This is a genomic window from Streptomyces sp. NPDC040432 (genome assembly GCF_055595445.1).
On record NZ_JBVIVP010000003.1, the window covers coordinates 342,093 to 361,391 of the forward strand.

The 19,299-nt window shown below is 69.8% G+C and carries 18 protein-coding genes, 1 tRNA gene and 1 pseudogene; 15 read left to right on the plus strand and 5 right to left on the minus strand.

What is annotated here, in order from left to right:
• The first annotated feature begins 2 nt into the window (after positions 1 to 2).
• The 6 genes from ACZ58N_RS08675 (at position 3) to ACZ58N_RS08700 (ending at position 8,761) form a co-directional block, all read left to right on the plus strand.
• Entirely contained in the window at positions 3 to 3,542 is a 3,540-nt protein-coding gene (locus tag ACZ58N_RS08675) for a non-ribosomal peptide synthetase (RefSeq protein ID WP_471157104.1), read from the plus strand.
• A gap of 114 nt (positions 3,543 to 3,656) precedes the next feature.
• A complete protein-coding gene (gene sbnB, locus ACZ58N_RS08680; protein ID WP_471157106.1) occupies positions 3,657 to 4,730 on the plus strand; it encodes a 2,3-diaminopropionate biosynthesis protein SbnB in 1,074 nt (357 codons plus the stop codon).
• Positions 4,727 to 5,740, plus strand: coding sequence for a 2,3-diaminopropionate biosynthesis protein SbnA (gene sbnA / locus ACZ58N_RS08685; RefSeq protein WP_471157108.1), 1,014 nt, complete (start codon positions 4,727 to 4,729; stop codon positions 5,738 to 5,740). Before sbnB ends, sbnA begins: the two co-directional genes overlap by 4 nt.
• Before the next feature lie 44 nt (positions 5,741 to 5,784).
• Complete coding sequence (gene serA, locus ACZ58N_RS08690; protein ID WP_471157110.1) at positions 5,785 to 7,443, plus strand: phosphoglycerate dehydrogenase; 1,659 nt, start codon at positions 5,785 to 5,787, stop codon at positions 7,441 to 7,443.
• Complete coding sequence (locus ACZ58N_RS08695; RefSeq protein WP_471157112.1) at positions 7,440 to 7,946, plus strand: YbaK/EbsC family protein; 507 nt, start codon at positions 7,440 to 7,442, stop codon at positions 7,944 to 7,946. Before serA ends, ACZ58N_RS08695 begins: the two co-directional genes overlap by 4 nt.
• Complete coding sequence (locus ACZ58N_RS08700) at positions 7,943 to 8,761, plus strand: thioesterase II family protein (protein WP_471157114.1); 819 nt, start codon at positions 7,943 to 7,945, stop codon at positions 8,759 to 8,761. The genes ACZ58N_RS08695 and ACZ58N_RS08700 overlap by 4 nt, the downstream gene beginning before the upstream one ends.
• A 146-nt stretch (positions 8,762 to 8,907) precedes the next feature.
• Here ACZ58N_RS08700 and ACZ58N_RS08705 read toward each other — a convergent pair whose 3' ends face one another.
• On the minus strand, positions 8,908 to 9,600 hold the full coding sequence (locus tag ACZ58N_RS08705) for a histone deacetylase (protein WP_471157116.1): 693 nt from the start codon (positions 9,598 to 9,600) through the stop codon (positions 8,908 to 8,910).
• Between the two features lie 164 nt (positions 9,601 to 9,764).
• Positions 9,765 to 9,833 (minus strand) — tRNA-OTHER (locus tag ACZ58N_RS08710).
• Positions 9,834 to 10,147: 314 nt separating this feature from the next.
• Between ACZ58N_RS08710 and ACZ58N_RS08715 the strand changes: the two genes are divergently transcribed.
• Both ACZ58N_RS08715 and ACZ58N_RS08720 read left to right on the plus strand, forming a co-directional pair.
• Positions 10,148 to 10,900, plus strand: coding sequence for a hypothetical protein (locus ACZ58N_RS08715; protein ID WP_471157117.1), 753 nt, complete (start codon positions 10,148 to 10,150; stop codon positions 10,898 to 10,900).
• A 197-nt stretch (positions 10,901 to 11,097) separates the two neighbouring features.
• Positions 11,098 to 11,493, plus strand: coding sequence for an HIRAN domain-containing protein (locus tag ACZ58N_RS08720; protein ID WP_471157119.1), 396 nt, complete (start codon positions 11,098 to 11,100; stop codon positions 11,491 to 11,493).
• Between the two features lie 87 nt (positions 11,494 to 11,580).
• On the opposite strand, the gene ACZ58N_RS08725 is transcribed toward ACZ58N_RS08720, so the two are convergent.
• Positions 11,581 to 12,399, minus strand: coding sequence for a protein phosphatase 2C domain-containing protein (locus tag ACZ58N_RS08725; protein ID WP_471157121.1), 819 nt, complete (start codon positions 12,397 to 12,399; stop codon positions 11,581 to 11,583).
• Position 12,400: 1 nt separating this feature from the next.
• Positions 12,401 to 13,246, minus strand: a complete 846-nt coding sequence (locus ACZ58N_RS08730) for a sigma factor-like helix-turn-helix DNA-binding protein (protein WP_471157123.1) — start codon at positions 13,244 to 13,246, stop codon at positions 12,401 to 12,403.
• A 459-nt stretch (positions 13,247 to 13,705) separates the two neighbouring features.
• On the opposite strand from ACZ58N_RS08730, the gene ACZ58N_RS08735 reads away from it, so the two are divergent.
• The 5 genes and pseudogenes from ACZ58N_RS08735 (at position 13,706) to ACZ58N_RS08755 (ending at position 16,140) form a co-directional block, all read left to right on the plus strand.
• On the plus strand, positions 13,706 to 13,975 hold the full coding sequence (locus tag ACZ58N_RS08735) for a DUF6284 family protein (RefSeq protein ID WP_471157125.1): 270 nt from the start codon (positions 13,706 to 13,708) through the stop codon (positions 13,973 to 13,975).
• Positions 13,972 to 14,832 carry a DUF2637 domain-containing protein gene (locus ACZ58N_RS08740; protein WP_471157127.1) on the plus strand — a complete coding sequence of 287 codons (861 nt, stop codon included), beginning with the start codon at positions 13,972 to 13,974 and terminating at the stop codon, positions 14,830 to 14,832. The genes ACZ58N_RS08735 and ACZ58N_RS08740 overlap by 4 nt, the downstream gene beginning before the upstream one ends.
• Before the next feature lie 62 nt (positions 14,833 to 14,894).
• Positions 14,895 to 15,254: pseudogene (locus ACZ58N_RS08745) on the plus strand (DNA cytosine methyltransferase); the annotation flags it as partial.
• 342 nt (positions 15,255 to 15,596) lie between these two features.
• The gene (locus ACZ58N_RS08750) at positions 15,597 to 15,746 is read left to right on the plus strand and encodes a hypothetical protein (protein ID WP_471157591.1); all 150 of its coding nucleotides are present in this window, start codon (positions 15,597 to 15,599) and stop codon (positions 15,744 to 15,746) included.
• Between the two features lie 22 nt (positions 15,747 to 15,768).
• The gene (locus ACZ58N_RS08755; protein ID WP_471157129.1) at positions 15,769 to 16,140 is read left to right on the plus strand and encodes a DUF6251 family protein; all 372 of its coding nucleotides are present in this window, start codon (positions 15,769 to 15,771) and stop codon (positions 16,138 to 16,140) included.
• A gap of 122 nt (positions 16,141 to 16,262) precedes the next feature.
• Here ACZ58N_RS08755 and ACZ58N_RS08760 read toward each other — a convergent pair whose 3' ends face one another.
• Positions 16,263 to 16,439: a hypothetical protein gene (locus ACZ58N_RS08760; RefSeq protein WP_471157130.1), complete on the minus strand. Its 177-nt coding sequence runs from the start codon at positions 16,437 to 16,439 to the stop codon at positions 16,263 to 16,265.
• Between the two features lie 356 nt (positions 16,440 to 16,795).
• Here ACZ58N_RS08760 and ACZ58N_RS08765 point away from each other — a divergent pair, with 356 nt between their 5' ends.
• Together ACZ58N_RS08765 and ACZ58N_RS08770 are read left to right on the plus strand one after the other, a co-directional pair.
• Positions 16,796 to 17,017, plus strand: a complete 222-nt coding sequence (locus tag ACZ58N_RS08765; RefSeq protein ID WP_471157132.1) for a DUF6257 family protein — start codon at positions 16,796 to 16,798, stop codon at positions 17,015 to 17,017.
• Between the two features lie 93 nt (positions 17,018 to 17,110).
• Entirely contained in the window at positions 17,111 to 19,219 is a 2,109-nt protein-coding gene (locus ACZ58N_RS08770; RefSeq protein WP_471157133.1) for an ATP-binding protein, read from the plus strand.
• The last annotated feature ends 80 nt before the right edge of the window (positions 19,220 to 19,299 follow it).

Consider the following 19,299-nt stretch of genomic DNA (forward strand, 5'->3'; position numbering starts at 1 on the left):
CGATGACGACCACCGGAACCCCCCAGCGGCTCGTCCCGCGCCGCGTGCCACCGGCGCGCGGTCCGGGCGGGGCGCCCGTACCCGCCGCGTGGGCGGAGACGACCGTACCGGTCCCGGTCCGGCTCGCCGCCCGCGCGCGGCTGCTGACCAGGCGGTCGCACACCGGCTGGGCCGCCGCGCCGATCGCCGCCCACACCGCCGTGCTGAGCGCGCTCAGCGGCGAACGGGCCGTGGTGAGCGGCTACGTCCCGCCGGCCGCCCCGGGCTCCGCCGCGCCCGCCCCGCACGCCCTGACGCCGTCCCCGGACGCCGGCACCTGGCGCGAGCTCCTGACCGCCGCCGACGCGGCGACCGCCGAACCCTCCGGCGGCGCCTTCGAGACCGTGCTGGACCTCGGGCACCCCGACGGTGAACCGGCCGCCCCGGACGGCGACACCGTGCTGGTCACCACCCTGCGGTACGGCCCGCGGGGCCCCGCCCTGCTGCTGCGCCACCGCACCGACGTCCTGGACTCCGAGGCCGCCGGCCGGATCGCCGGCTACTACCTCACCGCGCTGGAACAGCTGGTGGCCGGACCCGACACCGGCGTCCGCGACCGGGGACTGCTCTCCGAGTCCGAGTACCGCTTCCAGGTCCACGAGTTGGCCGGTCCGGCGCGGGAACTGCCCGACCGGCGCTTCCACGAACTGTTCGAGGCGCAGGCCGCCGCCCGCCCCGAGGAGACCGCCGCCGCGCACGCCGGTCGGAGCTGGACGTACGGGGAGCTCAACGCCCGGGCCAACCGGATCGCGCACGCGCTGCTCGCCCGGGACCTGGGACCCGAGGCGGTGGTGGCCGTCGTCACCGAACGCAACCTGGACTGGCTCGCCTCCGTCATCGGCATCCTCAAGGCCGGCGCCGCCTACCTGCCCGTCGAGCCGCACGCGCCGGTCGACCGGATGGCCCGCACCCTGGTGCGCAGCGGTTGCCGCCTCGTCCTGACCGAGAAGGGCGGACCCGGGCACCTCCAACAGGCCGCGCCCGCGGGCCTGGAGCTCCTCGACGTCGCCGCCGCGCACGCGGAGGACAGGGGCGAGTCGGATCCCCGCATTCCGGTGGGGCCCGACCAGCTCGCCTACCTGTACTTCACGTCGGGCTCTACCGGCGAACCCAAGGGCGCGATGTGCGAGCACGCCGGGTTCCTCAACCACCTGTACGCCAAGATCGACGACCAGGGCATCGCCGAGGGCCAGGTGGTCGCGCAGACCGCGCCGCAGTCCTTCGACGTCTCGTTGTGGCAGCTGGTCGCGGCCCTCGTCGTGGGCGGCCGGACACTGATCGTCGGTCAGGACGAGATCCTCGACGTCGACCGCTACCTCGACACCGTCGAACAGGGCGGGGTCGCCGTCCTGCAGGCCGTCCCCTCCTACCTGGAGGTGGTGCTCACCCGTCTGGAGGAGAGGCCCCGGGAGCTGCCCGCCCTGCGCTGCGTGTCGGTCACGGGCGAGGCGCTGAAGAAGGAACTCGCCGTCCGGTGGTTCGAGCGCTTCCCGAACGTCGCCCTGATGAACGCCTACGGCCTGACCGAGACCTCGGACGACACCAACCACGAGGTGATGACGTCCGTCCCGGTGTGGGATTCGGTGCCGCTCGGACGGGCGGTCGGCAACGTCACCGTGTACGTCGTCGATGAGAACCTGCGGCCCGTTCCCCTGGGCGCCCCCGGCGAGATCGTCTTCTCCGGTGTGTGCGTGGGCCGCGGCTACGTCAACGACCCCGAGCGGACCGCCCAGGCCTTCGGCGAGGACCCGCACCGGCCCGGGCAGCGGCTCTACCGCTCGGGCGACTTCGGACGCTGGCTGCCCGGCGGCACCCTGGAGTTCCTCGGCCGCCGCGACGCCCAGATCAAGATCCGGGGCTTCCGGATCGAGATCGGCGAGATCGAGAACCAGCTGCTGAAGCTGCCCGACGTCCGCGACGGCGCCGTCGTGGTCGTGGAGAGCGCCGACGAGGGTCGCCACCTGGTCGCCTTCCAGACCGGCTCGGACGAGACCCCGGACACCCTGCGGCTGCGCCTGCGGGAGACCCTGCCCGGCTACATGGTGCCCGCCCGGCTGGAGCGCCTGGACGCGCTGCCGCTCACGCCCAACGGCAAGACGGACAAGCGCGCCCTGACCGCACTGGCCGCGCGACTCGCGGTCCGGGAGGAGGACCGGGCGCACGAGGAACTCGTCACCGCCACCGAACGCCGGCTCGCCGAAGCCTGGTCGCAGGTGCTCAAGGTGCCCGCCGGCAGGCTCGGGCGCGGCGACGGCTTCTTCGACCGGGGCGGCACCTCGCTGTCGGCCGTACGGCTGGTCGTCCACATGGAGCGCGCCTTCACACTGGGCGACGTCATGCGCCACCCGACGCTCGGCGAACTGGCCGCCCTGATCGACGCCGGAGCCACCGGCGCCTCCGGGGCCGGCGCCGCGCCGTCCGATTCCTCCGCCGACACCGGCTCCTCCGCCGACACCGGCTCCTCCACCCGCTCCGGCTCCTCCGCCGACGCTCCCCGCGGCCCGTCGGCCGGGCCGTCCGCCGCCGACGCGGCGGCGGACGCGTACGAGGTGACCCGGACCGAGGGCCGGCCGGCCGTGCTCGTCCTCGACGGCCCGGCGCCCGCCGATCCGGCGGCCTGGGCCGCCGAGCACCGCGCCCGGCTGCGGGCCGGCGTCGCCGAGCACGGGGCGCTCCTGGTGCGGGGCCTCGGCCTGGCGGACGCCGAGACCGTGGCCGCGGTCGGCCGGGAGGTCCTCCACGAGGTGATCACCGAACGGGAGGGCTTCGCCGTCCGCCGGCGCCTCGCGGACGGCGTGTACTCCTCCTCGGAGTGGCCCGCCGACCAGCCCATGTGCATGCACCACGAGCTCAGCTACGCCCGGGAGGTCCCCGCCACCCTGCTGTTCGCCTGCCTCACCGAGCCCGCCTCCGGCGGCGTGACCGGCGTGGCCGACTCCGCGGACGTGCTGGAGGCCCTCCCGGCCGGTCTGGTGTCCCGCTTCGAGGCACAGGGGTGGCGGCTCGACCGCAACTACACCGGCACGGTCGGCGTCACCCTCGCCGACGCCTTCGGCACCGACGACCGCGCGGCCGTGGAGGCGTACTGCGCGGAGCGGGGCATCACGTGCACCTGGCAGCCGGGCGGTGACCTGCGCACCAGCCAGCGCGCCGCCGCGGTCCTGACCCACCCCCTGACCGGCCGCCGAGGCTGGTTCAACCAGATCGCGTTCCTCAACGAGTGGACGCTGGACCCGATGATCAGGGAGTACCTCAAGTTCGAGTTCGGCGACGACGGGCTGCCGTTCAACAGCACCTACGGCTCGGGAACCCACCTGGACGAGGACACCGTGCTCGCCATCAACGCGGTGTACGAGAAGCACACGCTGCGCGAACCGTGGCGTGCCGGTGACCTGTTGATCGTCGACAACCTCCGCATGGCGCACAGCCGGGAGCCGTACGAGGGGGACCGGGAGATCGCGGTCGTCCTCGGAGACCCGGTCACCGTCCCGGGACACCCGTAGCACCACGCCGCCCCGACGCACCACGCACCGCCCTCCCGCCGCACCCGCGGACCCGCGGCCGGGCGCCCCACGGCGCCCGGCCCGCCCCTCGCCAACCCCTTGGATGGAGCAGCCATGTCCCGCCCGTCGCTCGTGCCGCCCTTCGCCGTCATCACCGGCGCGCAGGTGGCCGGGGTCCTCACCGGCAACGAGAAGCAGGTCGTGGAGCTGACCGAGGAGGTCTACCGCCTCCACGGCCGCGGCGACTCGGTCAACCCTCCGTCGTACTTCCTGCGCTTCCCCGACCGGCCCACTTCGCGCATCATCGCGCTGCCCGCGTCCGTTGGCGGAGACCGGCCCACCGACGGCCTGAAGTGGATCTCCAGCTTCCCGGAGAACGTCGCGGCCGGCATTCCCCGCGCCTCCGCCGTACTGATCCTCAACGACCACGCGACCGGCTACCCGTTCGCCTGTCTGGAGAGCTCCATCATCAGCGCGTCCAGGACCGCGGCCTCGGCGGCCCTGGCCGCCGACCGGCTGAGCCGGGGCGAACGCCCCCGCCGGATCGGCTTCGTCGGCACGGGGCTGATCGCCCGCTACGTCCACCACTACCTGGAGGCGACCGGCTGGACCTTCGACGCGCTCGGCGTCCACGACCTGTCCGAGCAGCACGCCGAGTCCTTCGCGGACTACCTCGCGGGCCGTCCGGGCGACGCCCCCGTCGTCGTGCACCGCACCGCCGAGGAGCTGATCAGGGAGAGCGACCTGGTGGTCTTCGCCACCGTCGCCGGCAGCCCCCACGTCCACGACCCGTCCTGGTTCGCCCACCACCCGCTGGTGCTCAACGTGTCCCTGCGCGACCTCGCCCCCGAGATCCTGCTGTCGGCCACCAACATCGTCGACGACGTCGAGCACTGCCTGAAGGCCGACACCTCCCCGCACCTGACCGAACAGCTGACCGGCAACCGCGACTTCCTCGACGGGACCCTCTTCGACGTCCTGGAGGGCCGGGTCGAGCTGCCCGCCGACCGCACGATCGTCTTCTCCCCCTTCGGCCTCGGCGTGCTCGACATCGCCCTCGGCCGGTACGTGCACGACCAGCTGCGGGACGCGGGCGGGCTCGGCGTCATCGACGGCTTCTTCCACGAGCTCGACCGCTACGGCCGCAACCAGGCGACGCCGCCCGAACGGAACACGGTGATGAAGTGACGGTCATATCCGCCCCGTACGAGATCAACGTGGACGACGTCTTCGTCGATCTGCGCTCAGTCTTCGACGTGCCGCTCTACCTCAAGTACGAAGGACTCAACCTCGCCGGCTCGGTCAAACTGAAGGCCGCCCTGGGGATGGTGCTCGCCGCCGAGCGCGACGGCACCCTGACCCCCGGCGACGTGCTCGTCGAATCCTCCTCGGGCAACCTCGGCATCGCCCTCAGCATGATCGCCGCCAACCGGGGATACGGCTTCGTCTGCGTCACCGACTCCCGCTGCAACCCGGCGAGCCGCCGCCTCATGGAGTCCTTCGGCGCCCGCGTCCTGGTCATCTCGCGCCCCGACAAGGAGCGCGGCCTGCTCGGCGCCCGGATCGACTACGTCCGACGACTCGTCGACTTCGACCCCAACTACGTCTGGCTCAACCAGTACGTGAACCCGCACAACTGGCTCGCGCACTACCGGTCGACGGCCCCCGCCGTCGCCGCCCAGTTCCCCGAGCTCGACGTGCTGTTCGTCGGCGCCGGCACCACCGGCACCCTGATGGGCTGCGCCCGGTACTTCCGCGAACAGCGGCGCCCCGTCCGGATCGTGGCCGTCGACAGCGTCGGCTCCGTGACCTTCGGCGGGCCGGCCCTCACCCGCCACATCCCGGGCCTCGGTGCGGGTGTACGGCCCGCGCTGCTGGAGGACGGCCTCGTCGACGAGGTCGTCATGGTCCCCGAACGGGACACCCTGGAGAGCTGCCACGCGATGGCCCGGCAGGGCTTCCTCTTCGGCGGTTCCACCGGGACCGTCGTCAGCGGCGCCCTGCGCTGGCTCGCCGGACGGCCCCGCGGTGAACGGCTCACCGCGGTCGCGCTCTCGCCCGACCAGGGTGACCGCTATTTGGACACCCTCTACGACCCCGGTTGGGTCCAGGAGCACTTCGGCGACCCCCGGACCTGGGACGCGGAGGTACCGGCCACGGTCGCCGCACCGCCCCAGCTGGTCACTAGCGTCGGCTGAAAACGTACCCGGCAATGTCCCCGCGAGAAGAGGAATCGCGCGTCATGGAAAAGCCAGTTGAACAAACGGCCGACAGACCGGTGGGAAAACCGGTCGTGCTGATAGCGGAGGAGCTCTCACCCGCGACCGTCGAGGCTCTGGGCCCCGACTTCGAGGTCCGGCACTGCGCGGGCGCCGATCGGGCGGAACTGCTGGCGGCCCTGCCCGGGGCCGATGCCGTTCTCGTGCGCAGCGCCACCCGCATGGACGCGGAGGCCATCGCTGCGGGTACCCGGCTCAAAGTGATCGGTCGGGCCGGGGTGGGCCTGGACAACGTGGACGTGACGGCGGCGTCCCGGGCCGGCGTCATGGTGGTCAACGCCCCCACTTCGAACATCGTCAGCGCGGCCGAACTGACCGTCGGCCTGCTCCTCGCGGTGGCCAGGAACATCCCGCAGGCCGACGCGGCCCTCAAGGAAGGACACTGGCAGCGCAGCCGGTTCACCGGCGTCGAGCTCTCCGGCAAGACGCTCGGCATCGTCGGCCTCGGCCGGATCGGCACCCTGGTCGCCCGCCGCATGGCCGCCTTCGGCATGCGGCTGATCGCCCACGACCCCTACGTACGCCCCGGATACGCCGAAGCGGCCGGCGTGCGGGTCGTCGACCTCGACGAGCTGCTCGCCACGTCGGACTTCTTGACGGTGCACCTGCCCAAGACCCCCGAGACCGCCGGTCTCATCGGTTTCGAGGCGCTGCACCGGGTCAAGCCCGGCGTCCGGATCGTCAACGCCGCCCGAGGCGGGATCGTGGACGAGGCCGAGCTGTACGCCGCGCTCAAGGAGGGGCGGGTCGCCGGCGCCGCCGTCGACGTCTTCTCGTCCGAACCCTGCACCGATTCACCGCTGTTCGAACTCGACAACGTGGTCGTCACCCCGCACCTGGGCGCCGGCACGGAGGAGGCCCAGGAACGGGCCGGGGTGTCCGTCGCGGCGTCCGTGCGCCGTGCCCTGTCGGGACGGTTCGTCCCCGAAGCCGTCAACGTGCGTACGGGAACGGTCGACGAGGACCTCGACCCGTGGCTCACCCTCACCGAACGGCTGAGCGGGCTGTTCACGGCCACCGCCGGCGGGCTGCCCGAGCGGCTCCGGGTGACGGTATCCGGCGAGATCGCCCGCCACGACACCGCCGTACTGGCGCTGTCGGCGCTCAAGGGCGCGCTCGGCGGCGTCGTCGAGGGCGGGATCTCCTATGTCAACGCCCCGCTGATCGCGCAGGAACGCGGCCTGCACGCCGAGGTGACGACCGGCCCCGACGACCCCGTCCGCCGCAGCCTGGTCGCCATCGAGGGAACGCTCGCGTCCGGGGAACGGGTGTCCGTCTCCGGCACCCTGAGCGGCCCCCGTTCCGGGGAACGCCTCGTGGAGGTAGGCGGGTTCGAAGTGGACCTCTCGCTCGCCGCGGACCTCGCGTTCCTCCGGGCACCGGACCGACCCGGGGTGATCGCCGAGGTCGGGGAGGTCCTGGGCCGCGCCGGGATCCCGATCGAAACCCTCCAGGTCGCCCGTTCCGCGGCGGCGCCGGGAGAGGTCCTGGTGGTGGTCGGCCGCTCCGCCCGGGAGCAGTCGCCGCGGGACCCTGGCGGACCGTCCGCCCAGGACCACCTGGACGACGCGGCGGCCCGGATCGACGCCACCCGCAGCTGGTCCGTGGAGCGGTCGGGATGACGACGACCCACGACTGGCTCATGGGTCGGCTGGAGGCCGGCGAGGCCCGGTTCCGGGTCATCGACCATGCCCCCGAGGGGCGCACGGAACCCGCCAGCCTGCTGCGCGGGCACCCGCTGGAGCAGGCGGCCAAGTGCCTGGTGGTGCGCGTCGCGCTGACCCGCCGTACGCGGCGCTACGTACTGGCCGTCGTGCCGGGGGACCGCAGGGTCGACCTGGACGGTCTGCGGGACATGTACTCCGGGACGGAGGCCTCGTTCGCGACCCGGGAGGTGGCCGAGCGGCTGGCGGGCAGCGTCAGCGGTTCCGTCGTGCCGTTCGCCCGCGATCCCGAACTCGACCTGGTGGCCGACCCGGACCTGCTCGTGCACGACGAGATCTTCTTCAACGCGGCCCGACTCGACCGGTCGGTGGCCCTGGCCACCGCCGACTACCTCGCCCTTGCCCGGCCCCGGGTGGTGGCCATCGCCCAACGGGCCCTGGTACGGAGGACGACAGCATGACCCCTTCCGCTTCCACCTCGGCCTCCCCGTCCGCCTTCGCTTCCACGCGCCGCCCCGCCGCACCCGTCCGGCCGGACGGGGACCGGTGGTTCCGGCGGTACGCCGTACGTGCCGATCCGCGCCGACGGCTCGTGATCCTGCCGCACGCCGGCGGCTCGGCGAGCTTCTTCCACTCCTGGGGCGTCGCCTTCGACGAGGACACCGAAGTGCTCGTCGCCCGCTACCCGGGCCGCCACGACCGCCTCACCGACCCCTGCGTCCACTCCATGGAGGAACTCGCCGACCGGGTCACCGCCGCCCTGCTGCCCTTCCTGGACGTCCCCGTGTCCCTCTTCGGGCACAGCATGGGAGCCTCCGTCGCCTACGAGGTGGCCCTGAGGCTGGAAGGCCGGTACGGCGTGAGTCCCGCGGGGCTCCACGTGTCGAGCCGCAAGGCCCCGCACCGGCTGACCCCGCGAGCCCTGTACAAGGAGGGCGACGAGGCGCTGATCGCCGAAGTCCGCCGGCTCGGCGGCACCGACGACTCCCTGTTGGACGACCCCGACCTGAGGGAGATCCTCCTGCCCGCGATCCGGGCGGACTTCACGGTCGTCGGCACCTACGGCCCGCGACCGGCGACCCCGGTCGGCTGTCCCGTCCACGCCCACATCGGGGACGGGGACCCGTCCACCACCATCGAGGACATGACCGCCTGGTCCGACGTCGCCCCGGCCGGTTTCGACCTCCAGACGCTGCCCGGCGGCCACTTCTACCTCCTGGAGCACCGGGAGGCCCTGATCGGGGCCGTCTCCCGGCACCTGACGGCCACCTCCTGAGCCACCCGCACGCCCGCACGCCCGCTCCGGGGGCCCGACCGGCCCCCGGCCCCGCCGCCGCCGTCCCGGCGCCGGGACGGGGAGCAGTTCGGCCGGACGGTGATGCCGGCGACCGATGCCATCGCCCGTACGTCACCGCGCGACTGTCACCGACCGGTGTCCCCGGCGAACAACGCGTGGACCCGGCGGGCCGTCCAGGTGCCCGCGGCGCCCGGGCAGTCGGCGAGGTACCGCGCGATGCCCCGCTCCGCCCGGGGCCGGGATTCCAGGAGGCCGCCGGCCAGGTGGCGCAGATAGGCGGCCGACGGGGTGACGGCCTCGACGTCCCGGTGGGCCCAGGGGGCCGTGAAGGTCAGCACCGGGACGCCGTCGATCGTGCCCGGGCAGATCAGCGTCTCGTACCGCCCCGGGCCGATCTCGTCGCGACCGTCCCGCAGGACCGTCGACAGATCCAGGTCCGCGGCGGGATCCCGGTACATCTCCTGGGTGGCGATGTCCGAGATCTGGCCGACCGTCACCAGGTGCGCGCGTCCCCACAGCCGCCCGGTGGCCCCGGGGTCGTAGAACGCGCGGCCGCCGGTCCACACGGGTGATTCCGTGGCGAAGTACAGGCAGCCTTCCAGCTCGACCGCGATCGACCGTTCCGGCGCCCGTCCGTCCCGGCAGCCCGGGTAGGTGCGCGTCGCGCCGGGCGGAGTCCCGCCGGAGATGTACGCGGCGAGGCGGTCCATGTGCATGTTCGACCCGTAGGAGGCGTACCAGACCCGTTCGGGCACCGGGATCGCCCGGGTGAGGGGAACGGCGGTGTGCACGACCGTGTTCGGTTCCTCTGACGTCATGCGGTCCACCCTGCCCGGGACGAACGGGCGAGATGCCCGTGGGCCCCGTCACCGGCCGGCCGGAATCGTGTCGCGGTACTACCGGCGCCGGATCGGTGACGCGCCGCCGACCTGCACGAAAGCCCTCCCCGGAGGGAGGGCCGTGGGTGGGACGTGAAGTGTGCCCCCGGCAGGACTCGAACCTGCGGCCAAGTGCTTAGAAGAGACTGGCGCTGTTTACTGTCTATGGGGTTCCGACCTGCATCTATGCCTGCGAGTGTCGTTGCTTCCGGCCAGGCGCACCGCACGTGCACCGGAGGTATGTATTCCGGTTGCACTGAACGAGGATCGCCCCACCTCCTGTGGAAAATGACTGCAAGGCCGCTGCACAGCCGTTCTGGCGGGGCGTTGCAGGGCTGACCTCCGCTTCGCTGCAAGCTTGCGCATCTAGGTGTCGGCGCTCTACATCTAGTGCAGGCAGAAGTATGTTAAATGCTTGACGAGTCTGGCGGCAGCATGGAACCTGTATCCATTCGTTCAGTCTGGGTTCGAATTCGCGGAGTGAATCATGGATGCCGAATTCATGCAGGGGCCAGAACTCGACCCATACAAGATGGCGCGAACCGGAAATTGTTGGTGGTGTGGGAATCGGGCCGACACGGCAGAACACAAATTCAAGCACAGCGACCTGCGGAGGCTTAATGCTGATGGTGTGGGATTGCTGTGGGGTGGCGAGGGGAAGGTAGAGTCGGTCCGCTCCCTGCGGAAGTCATCCCGAGTGAAGTTCGCCTCGAATCTCTGCGCCAACTGCAACAACGCGCGGAGTCAAAAATTTGATCGCGCCTACGATCGATTCGCTGAGCATATTTGGGAGAATAGTGATCAGCTCTACTCCTCGCGATTCATTGACATGGCGGCAGTCTATGGAGACGACTGGTCTTCGGCCGTCGTAAATCTGGCTCGCTACGTTGTGAAGCATATGGGCTGCCGAATGGAAGCGGAAGGTTATGCAGTCCCGCCAGAGTTCTGCGCCTTCCTCGACGGTGCCGAACTGCTGCAAAGTGTCCAGATGGTCACCTTCAAGGATCGCGAAGTATGGAAGGTGCAGCGCAGATTGAGCGAAGTGTCCATTGTATCCATAGGGCGAGGGATGGGGTTCGTGAGCCCTAGCTTGGGCCGGCTCACTTCCTTTTCCAGCTCAATCCTGATCGGATATGTTGGGATATTCTATCGCTGGCAATTCGAGAGTACCGAAACTGATCCGTTCTACCTTTACAGGAAGGCGCGTCTACATCGAAGGAGTCGGCTGCCTGTGATGTGAATCCCGGGATCTCGTTAATTATAGAGACATGTCAGCAGTGGTTGCCAGAGGTGAATGTAACTTGAGGGGGAATCGTGTATGTGTCGTCGGGTGGGCCTGTAGATCGCTTTGTCCCACCACTGGGGAGCCCGCATCGCCTTCATCTCGTGGAATACCAAGGTGGACTTCGCCTTTGTGAGGACGATACGGGCCTACTCGTGGGCCCTACTGATCGGCGGCTCCAGCACGCCGGCCTTTACGTCGCCAATCTGCGAGGTGTCGCGTATTGCGCGGCGGCAGTCACGCGGGCTGACCTGCGCCCTGGTCAGCCTCTCGATCTCGTTCGCGAGCCTGCGAACCTCCACGACTCCAATGCTGTTGCAGTACATCCAGTCAATGATGTCGGGCCGATCGGCTATGTGAACAAACAGAAGGCCCGCTATTGGTCGCGGCTACTTGCCGAAGGGACGCAGCTCGCAGCGGTGAGCCTTAGAGGGACTGGCCCGGGGCTGGCGTGCGAGGCTGTGGCTGTTCTAGCAGCCAAACCGAGCACGGTTGCTCACCTGCTATCACCAAGGCCCTCCTCGCTCCCCAAGCCGGTGTTCCTCCTGTAAGTCTGTGCCGTCTCTGCTGCCTTCAAAACCGCATGTCCCGTGGCAATTTGGGCGTTCAGCTCGTCTGCGGGTTGATCTCGGGCCTGGTCAATTGTCGGTATGACGCTCACAGAATGCCACGGCGGCATCATCTCCGGCCTTGTATCGGGGCCACCGCTGACCGTGGGGATCGGTCGCCTCAACCTTGCGCACCATCGCGATCAGTGCTGCCGGGCCTTCGCTGCGCAGTTGGGTGAACACGTCCTCCCAAGAGGCCATCCGATACTCGGTGACGAGGCGTGAGACGCCGTCTGAAACAACGGCTGCCGACCGAACCTCCCGTGAGTTCACAGTGCCCGTCAGTGCGTGAAATGCCGCATCGGGTGTCGAAGCGGCTACCCAGTAGCCCTCAGGCGTGTTCCGGATTTGACGTTGAGCCGTCACGAGCCTCGCTACGCTGGCTCGGTGCTCCGGGGAACCAGTCGCGTGACGCTCTGTTTCGGCCCGTAGGTCTTGGCAGACGTCATCTACTCGGAGGTCGGTCAGGGTTGTGAACCCCTCTGGTCCCTCAAGCACGATCGGTGAGTCGGCAAGGACCAGATGATCGATGCAATCCGACTGCTCTCGGAGAATGGCCACGGTTGCCGACGGCGTGCCGGGGTTCTTCAGGTCGCAGCTTTGGTGAAGGTGCGACACGCGCTCCAACGCCGATGCCAACGCGTCCGGCAGTGGCATACCAGGGTTCGCAAGAGCGGCGACGATGTGGCCGCCCAATTGCGCGACATACCAAGGAACGCCGTGTACGCATCCGGTGTCCAAACCTGCCGTGCTGAGCCCGTCGAGGACCACCGCGAAGCTAGGGGTACCCGCTACCCAGTCTTCGTTGGGGGTCGTACCGCCGGCCTGAGTTGCAACGCTGACCTGCATGTCATCCCTCGTGTCGGTAGAGCGGTGTGACCCTCTTGCTCTCCAGGACTTCCAAAGTCTTGGGGTCATATCGGCAGGAGATCAGAGTGGAGAAGCGCCGGGTGCGAACTTCCCTGTACAGCTCCGGAAGGTTGTTCTCCAGGTAGTGCACGACGCCGTTCGCCCCAATGGCGTGGATGCCGGCGGCGTAGAGGAAGGTTCCTCGACCATCAAGCCGCGGGAGACGCGCCAGGTACCCGTAGTCTGCCGCCGATCCGTCCTCGTCCATGGGGGACCGGAATCGCTCCTCGGTTTTGAGGTCCACGAGATGCCAGGCCCGGTCCTTCTCGAAGCGCAGGTAGTCGTCGCCCTCAAGGACCTGGGCGATGATCGGCGAGAGTCGCGGCCCGCAGACCACGACGTGGTTGTCCCGGTTCAGGTTGACCATGCCGCTTGGTGGGATCACTTCGTAGTGCGCATCGAGCTTGAGCGTGGCCAAGAGCTTCCTCAGTCGATCGAAGTTCCCCAGGTCTTCTCGTGCGACCACCTCGCCCGGGTTCTCCGCGGGTGACTTTCCGGCTTCGTACTTGCCGCCGAGTGAGATCGTCATGAGGTCTGTCCCGAAGAAGGCGCGCTCTGGCGGGGGCCCCTGTGAGGCCAACTGACCTACCCGGCCGCGACTGACACCCAAAAGTGCCGCGATCTCCGACTGCGACATCCCCGACGCAGCAGCCTCTTCGATCGCCTCTCGTCGGATCCGCGAGAGTTCAACTACGCGCCCCTGGTAGTCCGCCAACAGGTCGATTGCAGCCTTCGCGCGCTCTACAGGCACTTCCACCCGCGCAACTCGCTGCATCTCTTCGTTCATTCCATCCTCCGCGCTTAGGGGGTCTAGCAACCATACCGCCAGGGGGGCTTGACGGCTACGCCGAGACTGCCTACCTTGGCTATCAGGTCAGCGCATAGACCCCCTAAGCGGCAAGTTGCTTGGGGGCCTAACAGGCGCTTGAACTGCACTTCTGCATGGCCAGGAGCCCCGCGTTGGACGGGGGGAGGCGACCCGGCGCCTTGTCATTGACCGGAGGGCTTAGACCGAAAGGTCACGTCTCCATACGCCTACGCCAGGTCTCAGACCTGAAGGAGACATGCGTACTGCTCAACCTCGCCGCCTTGCCGCGGCCGGTTGCCTCCTCTGCCCGTCTCGTACGGGTGGGGTCGAGGGGAGCCGGAGTTCTTCTTCCTGCTTCACCCCAACGCAGTGCAGCCCCGGCGCTCGAACGCCGGGGCTGCTGTTGGGTCCCGTTCCTCTACCGAAGGAGCAAGACCCGTGGACATCATCGCCCCACTTCAGAACCGTGTTACCCCGTGGTCCGTCGGCCTGGAGCCGACGGACGCGGAGCTGATGGCGATCGAGATCGAGTTGCCGCTGATCCTGGCGGAACGCGACCTCTTGGACGCGCAGATCGTGACGCTGGACCGCACCCCCACCGAAGTCGACCGGCAGCGACTGCGCCGGGCCCGCCGGCGCGTGCTCGCCGCGTGGGCCGCGCTGGAGAACCGGGCCGCACACCTCCCGTCCTCCGGTGACGCGGCATGAACCGCAAAGCGAAGATCGCCCTTGTCCTCGCGTTGGTCGTCGTGGTCGCCATGGCGTTTCGGGTCTCCTGGAACGCCCTGCGGGACATCGCGAAGGCCATCGGCGCCGACGACGTCGCGGCGACCCTGTACCCGTTCGTCGTCGACGGCCTGATGGCCCTCGCTCTGGTCGCCGCCCTCGTGCTGACCAACGAGGCCCGCAAGTTCGCCCTGAGGGTCCTCGCCGGATACACCCTGGCGTCACTGGTCCTGAACTACGTTCACGGCTTGCTGCCGGAGCTGCATGCCGAGTCGATCGGCTGGAGTCGACTGGCCGAGGGGAACCTGACGAACTGGGCTCTCGTGCTGCTGGCGACGTCGCTTCCGGTCGCCTCGATCTACTTCGGCTCCGACCTCGTAGCCAAAGTCCTCCACCACCGACCGGCAGTCGAGCCGGTCGAACCGGTCGAACCGGTCGAGCAAGAATCCACCCACACCCCCGCATATCGGTCTACCTCTGAACAGGCCGAACCCCCCGCCGAGCAGTCCGAGCCGGCGGAGGAGGTGGACTCTTCCCCCGTCGCTCCGGTCGAGCCGATCGAGGTGCGTCCGCTGGTGGCGGTGGCGGCCGAGTCGACGCGTCCGCGTCGGGCGACCGGTCGAGTCCCCGAGGTCGCCCGATCGACCCGACCGACCCGCTCGGAAATCGAGTTGTTGGCTGAGGCGCGGAGTCTGACGGAGTCGTGGCCGGTCGAGAAGCTGACCGGCGAAGGGATCCGCAAGGCCCTGCGGACGTCGCCGGCGAAGGCCCGCATCGTCCGGGAGACGCTCCGGGCGGAGCGCGAGCGGGACGCTGCCGCGGCGGCGGTGGCCGGATGAGCCTTCGCATCGGTTCGCTGTGTACCGGTTACGGCGGTCTCGACATGGCCGTCCACAACGTGATGGGCGGCACGACCGCGTGGGTCGCGGACAACGACCCGGGCGCCTCCCGCATCCTCGCCCACCACTACCCGCAGGTCCCGAACCTGGGGGACTTGACCGCCGTCGACTGGGAGCGGGTCGAGCCGGTCGACGTCGTGTGTGGGGGTTATCCGTGTCAGCCGTTCAGTTCCGCGGGGAAGCGCAAGGGAGTCGCCGATGACCGGCACATCTGGCCCGACATTGCCCGTGCCCTTCGCGTTCTACGACCCCGCCACGCGATCTTTGAGAACGTCGGCGGGCACCTTCGACTCGGCTTCGACGTCGTCCTCGCCGACCTTGCCGCCCTCGGGTTCGATGCGGAGTGGCGTGTTGTACGCGCGGACGAGGTCGGCGCGCCCCACCGGCGGCGCCGGCTCATCGTCCACGCCACTGCTGCCAACACCCCTGTCCTCGGACACCAACGGGCCCGGGGAACACGGCAGCGGTGGCCGGGATCTGCGGACGACGCTCGCCCTGCTCCCGACGCCTCGCGCGTCGGACGGCGAGAAGGGCGGCCCCAACCAACGCGGCTCGAAGGGCGATCTGGCGCTCCCGGCGGTGGCACACCGGATTGGGGCCGCTTCGCCCCCGCCATCCACCGTTGGGAAACGGTCCTCGACCGCCCCGCACCCCGACCAACTGACCCTCTGGGACGCCTGAACCCGCTCCTCGTCGAGTGGCTCATGGGCCTGCCCGAGGGCCACGTCACCGACGTCCCCGGCCTGTCGCGCGCCGCCCAGCTCAAAGCCCTGGGGAACGGGGTCGTCCCCCAGCAGGCCACCGCCGCTCTCCGCACCCTCATGGACCCGGTCGAAGCGGCCGTGGCCGCGTGAACCACTTCGAAGGGAGACGCTCGTGAATCACCTGCCCGAACCCGCCCGCGTCGTCCAACTCCCGGACGGCCGCCACGTCTACGCCGACCAGCTCCCCGAGACGTACACCGGGCCGCAGGTCGTACACCAACACATCCACCAGGCCGCCCCCGACCGCACGGTTCAGCGCCTGGCGCTCGGTTCCGGCGTCGGCGCCGGGGCCGTCGCGGCCGGCGTGTACTTCGGCCCGCTGCTGATCGCCGCCCTGACCGCCATGGCCGCGAACATCGCGTTCCTGGCCTTCCTCGCCCTGGTCCTCGGCTGGGGCGTCCACACCGTCGTCAAGGCGGTCGGTGGCGAGGCCGGAACGCAGGCCGCGAATAACGTGCGCAAGGCCCGCCGCAAGCGCGGCTGAACCTTCTCCTCGGAGGTCTCAGCTCGCCGGTGAGGGCTCACCCGTTCAGGGAGCCCTCACCGGATCGGCGCTGTGAAACTGGCCTCAGGCCGGTGCGTCGCGTCCACGCGCCGAGGCCAGCCTCAGCGCATCGAGATGATCATGCCAACGGCCATGACGATGACGGTGATCACGCCGAGCGCGACAAGCACCGGCTGATTCCAGTCGGGGTGGCGCCGGACCATCACGGCCGCGGCGACAGCGGCGCCCGCCGTCACCAGACCGAGAGTCAGGACCACCAGCCAGATCAGAACGTCCATTTTCGTGTCCTCCTGAAGATGCCCCTACGGGCGCTCGTATCGGGCTCCGACATCGGGCCCTTCCACCCCTTTCGCGGTCTCGGATGGCTTCGCACAGCAGCGGGCGGGACAAGGGCCCTGGACGTTCTGAGGTCAGAGATTCAGGCGATAACCGAGCAAAACAATCCGGCTTCTCGGGTTGCTCCGGCCATCGTTGGTAGTACCTCCCGGATCCCACGCGCATCGCCGTAACCAACCGATGGCCCGCCTACCAGGCCGAGCCGCTCCGCGCGAACCTGACGGCTGCCTGGCCGCCCCGGACACGCTCCGGTGCGGCCAGGGAGCCGGACAGCCCGGCCCAGAGCAGGAGTTCCGTGATGGCGAAGGACCCGAAGTTCACCGCGAAGGAAGCCGCGCAGATCGCCTGGTACGCGGCCCGGATGGCCAAGCGAGGCATCGCGAGCCAGACCGTCTACCAGGGCGACCTGGAGAAGAAGGTCGATCGGATCATCGACGGCGCCCGCGAGCGCGAAGAGCGCCAGGCGCTGGACGCGAAGGCGGCCGAGAAGGCTGCGCGCAAGGCCCGCATCAACAAGTAGCTGTGCCCCGGGGCGGCCGTCCCTCTCGCCAAAGAACGCCGGCCGCCCCGGTCCCTACCCACCCGCCTTTCGGCGAGAGCAGGAGTTCACAGCATGACCGACAACGTCGTCCCCCTGTTCAAAGAACCCACCACCACCGACACGACCCCCACCACCGACACGACCTCGGTCGCCGAGGGTGTGCGGCCGGTTCGGGTGTGGAAGCGCACCGCCCGCGGCCTGCGCACGGTCGTCACGCACGAGCGGACCCACACCGCGGCCCGGTTGGTGGCCCGGCACGGCATGTACGTGTTCGGCGGAACTCGGATCACCGCGAAGCGCACCTGGGACGGCCGCACCGGGTCCCGGTACGAACGCATGATCCGGGCGGCGGAAGCGGCGGGGAACTGGGAGGAGGCCAAGGAGTGGGAAGACCGCCTCACCCGCTTCCGGGCCGCCCGCCATCACCGCCGCATGGACCTGTTGAAAGCACCCCAGGACGCTGCCCGGAGCGCTCTGTTCGGCACCGGGCTGACCGTGGGTGGTCTGCTGGCGTTGGGGATCGTGCTGGCCATCGCCAACAAGGACATCGCCGACGTGGTCGCCCCGATCTCGGCGGTGATCGAAGCGATCCGCTGGATCGTCCACATCGGCACGATCGTGTGGGGACCGGCCGTCACCATCGGGCCTTGGCTGGCCTTACTGGCCCTGTGGGGCGTCGGCCGCCAACGGCAGACCGCACCCCAGTGGGCGCTTCCCACCCAGCAGCGCGACGACGCCGGCGCCCCGATCACCCCCTCGATCGTCGTCACCGCCCTGCGGGATCTGGGCATCGGCCCGCTTCGGGGTGCGATCAGGGAGATGGGGGACGCGGGCGCCGGGATGCTCGGGCCGATCCGGATCGCGGGATGTGGCGTGGAAGTCGACGTCACCCTGCCCTCCGGCGTCTCGACCGCCGAAGTCCAAGGCCGCCGCCGCAAGCTCGCCGAGAACCTCGCCCGCCACGAACACGAAGTCTTCATCACCCTGCCCACCGCCGCCCGCACCGTCCGGCTGTGGATCGCCGACTCCGGAGCGTTGGACGAGCCGATCGGACCGTCCCCGCTGGTCACCGACCAGACGGCCACCGCGAACTACAAGACCGGCAAGGCCCCCTGGGGTCAGGACCTGCGCGGCGACGCGGCGAGGATGAGCCTGTACCAGCGCATGGTCCTCATCACCGGCCTCTCCAACCAGGGCAAGACCGCCGCCCTGCGCGCACTCGCTTTGTGGCTCGCCCTCGATCGCACGGTGGAGTTCCGGATCGCCGACCTCAAGGGCGTCGGAGACTGGGGCATGTTCGACGGCCTCGCCACCACCCTGATCCAGGGGCCGACCGATGAGCACGTGATCGAGGCGACCGAGATGGTCGAGGGCCTGGTCGCCGAGATGGAACGCCGCATCCAGGCCCCGCCCGGCACCGTGTTCCCGCCGCTGGTCGGCATCGTGGATGAAGCGCAGGTCGCGTTCATGTGCCCGGCCGTCGGCGACGACAAGCGCCCTTACGGCGGATCCAAGGCCACATCCCGGTACTTCATGGCCGTCCGGAAGATCCACAACCAGGGGCGGGCCGTGGACGTCGTCCTGTGGGAGGGAACACAGGACCCCACCGACCAGAACCTTCCCAAGCTGGTCCGGGAAGGCGCCCACACCCGCGTGTCCCTCGTGCTCGGCACCGAATCCCAGGCCCGCATGGCGTTGGGTGACAAGGCCGTCGACGGCGGGGCGGCACCGCACCTGCTCCGGCAGGGTCTCGACAAGGGGACCGTGGTCGTCGCCTCGGACGGCATCACCATCCCCGCCGGCCAAGCCTCCATCACCGTCCGCACGCACTACGTCGACACCGACCAGGCCACCGCGGTCGCCGACCGGGCCAAGGCCCTGCGCGACGGAGTCACCACCGCCCACACGGTCGCCCGAGAGCCGGCGGTCGATCCGCTCGCGGACATCCTCACCGTGCTCGGTGACAACCCCCGCGTCCTGACCCATGACGTCCTCAAGCGGCTGGCCGCACTGAACGAGGACGCGTACGGCGGCTGGTCCTTCCTCGACCTCAAGCGCGTCCTCGACGGCACCGGCGCCGAACCCTACAAGTCCGACGGGCGCATGGTCATCGGCCGCGACCGCATCGCCCGCGTCCTCGCCGGACGCCCCGAGACGGGTTCCGCTTCCGCCGCCGAGTAGAGGGAGCCGCACCCCGCACGGGGCAGGGAGGCAGGGAGAAGTCCCTGACCGCCTCCCTGACCCCCCTCCCTCGGCTTGAC

What these genes read in the sequence shown, in the direction of transcription:
- ACZ58N_RS08695 (WP_471157112.1), top strand. Translation starts at nt 7,440, where the DNA reads ATGACGACGACCCACGACTGGCTCATGGGTCGGCTGGAGGCCGGCGAG.
- serA (WP_471157110.1), top strand. Translation starts at nt 5,785, where the DNA reads ATGGAAAAGCCAGTTGAACAAACGGCCGACAGACCGGTGGGAAAACCG.
- ACZ58N_RS08760 (WP_471157130.1), bottom strand. Translation starts at nt 16,439, where the DNA reads ATGGACGTTCTGATCTGGCTGGTGGTCCTGACTCTCGGTCTGGTGACG.
- ACZ58N_RS08750 (WP_471157591.1), top strand. Translation starts at nt 15,597, where the DNA reads ATGGGCCTGCCCGAGGGCCACGTCACCGACGTCCCCGGCCTGTCGCGC.
- sbnB (WP_471157106.1), top strand. Translation starts at nt 3,657, where the DNA reads ATGTCCCGCCCGTCGCTCGTGCCGCCCTTCGCCGTCATCACCGGCGCG.
- ACZ58N_RS08675 (WP_471157104.1), top strand. Translation starts at nt 3, where the DNA reads ATGACGACCACCGGAACCCCCCAGCGGCTCGTCCCGCGCCGCGTGCCA.
- ACZ58N_RS08700 (WP_471157114.1), top strand. Translation starts at nt 7,943, where the DNA reads ATGACCCCTTCCGCTTCCACCTCGGCCTCCCCGTCCGCCTTCGCTTCC.
- ACZ58N_RS08705 (WP_471157116.1), bottom strand. Translation starts at nt 9,600, where the DNA reads ATGACGTCAGAGGAACCGAACACGGTCGTGCACACCGCCGTTCCCCTC.
- ACZ58N_RS08765 (WP_471157132.1), top strand. Translation starts at nt 16,796, where the DNA reads ATGGCGAAGGACCCGAAGTTCACCGCGAAGGAAGCCGCGCAGATCGCC.
- ACZ58N_RS08770 (WP_471157133.1), top strand. Translation starts at nt 17,111, where the DNA reads ATGACCGACAACGTCGTCCCCCTGTTCAAAGAACCCACCACCACCGAC.
- ACZ58N_RS08740 (WP_471157127.1), top strand. Translation starts at nt 13,972, where the DNA reads ATGAACCGCAAAGCGAAGATCGCCCTTGTCCTCGCGTTGGTCGTCGTG.
- ACZ58N_RS08730 (WP_471157123.1), bottom strand. Translation starts at nt 13,246, where the DNA reads ATGAACGAAGAGATGCAGCGAGTTGCGCGGGTGGAAGTGCCTGTAGAG.
- ACZ58N_RS08715 (WP_471157117.1), top strand. Translation starts at nt 10,148, where the DNA reads ATGGATGCCGAATTCATGCAGGGGCCAGAACTCGACCCATACAAGATG.
- ACZ58N_RS08725 (WP_471157121.1), bottom strand. Translation starts at nt 12,399, where the DNA reads ATGCAGGTCAGCGTTGCAACTCAGGCCGGCGGTACGACCCCCAACGAA.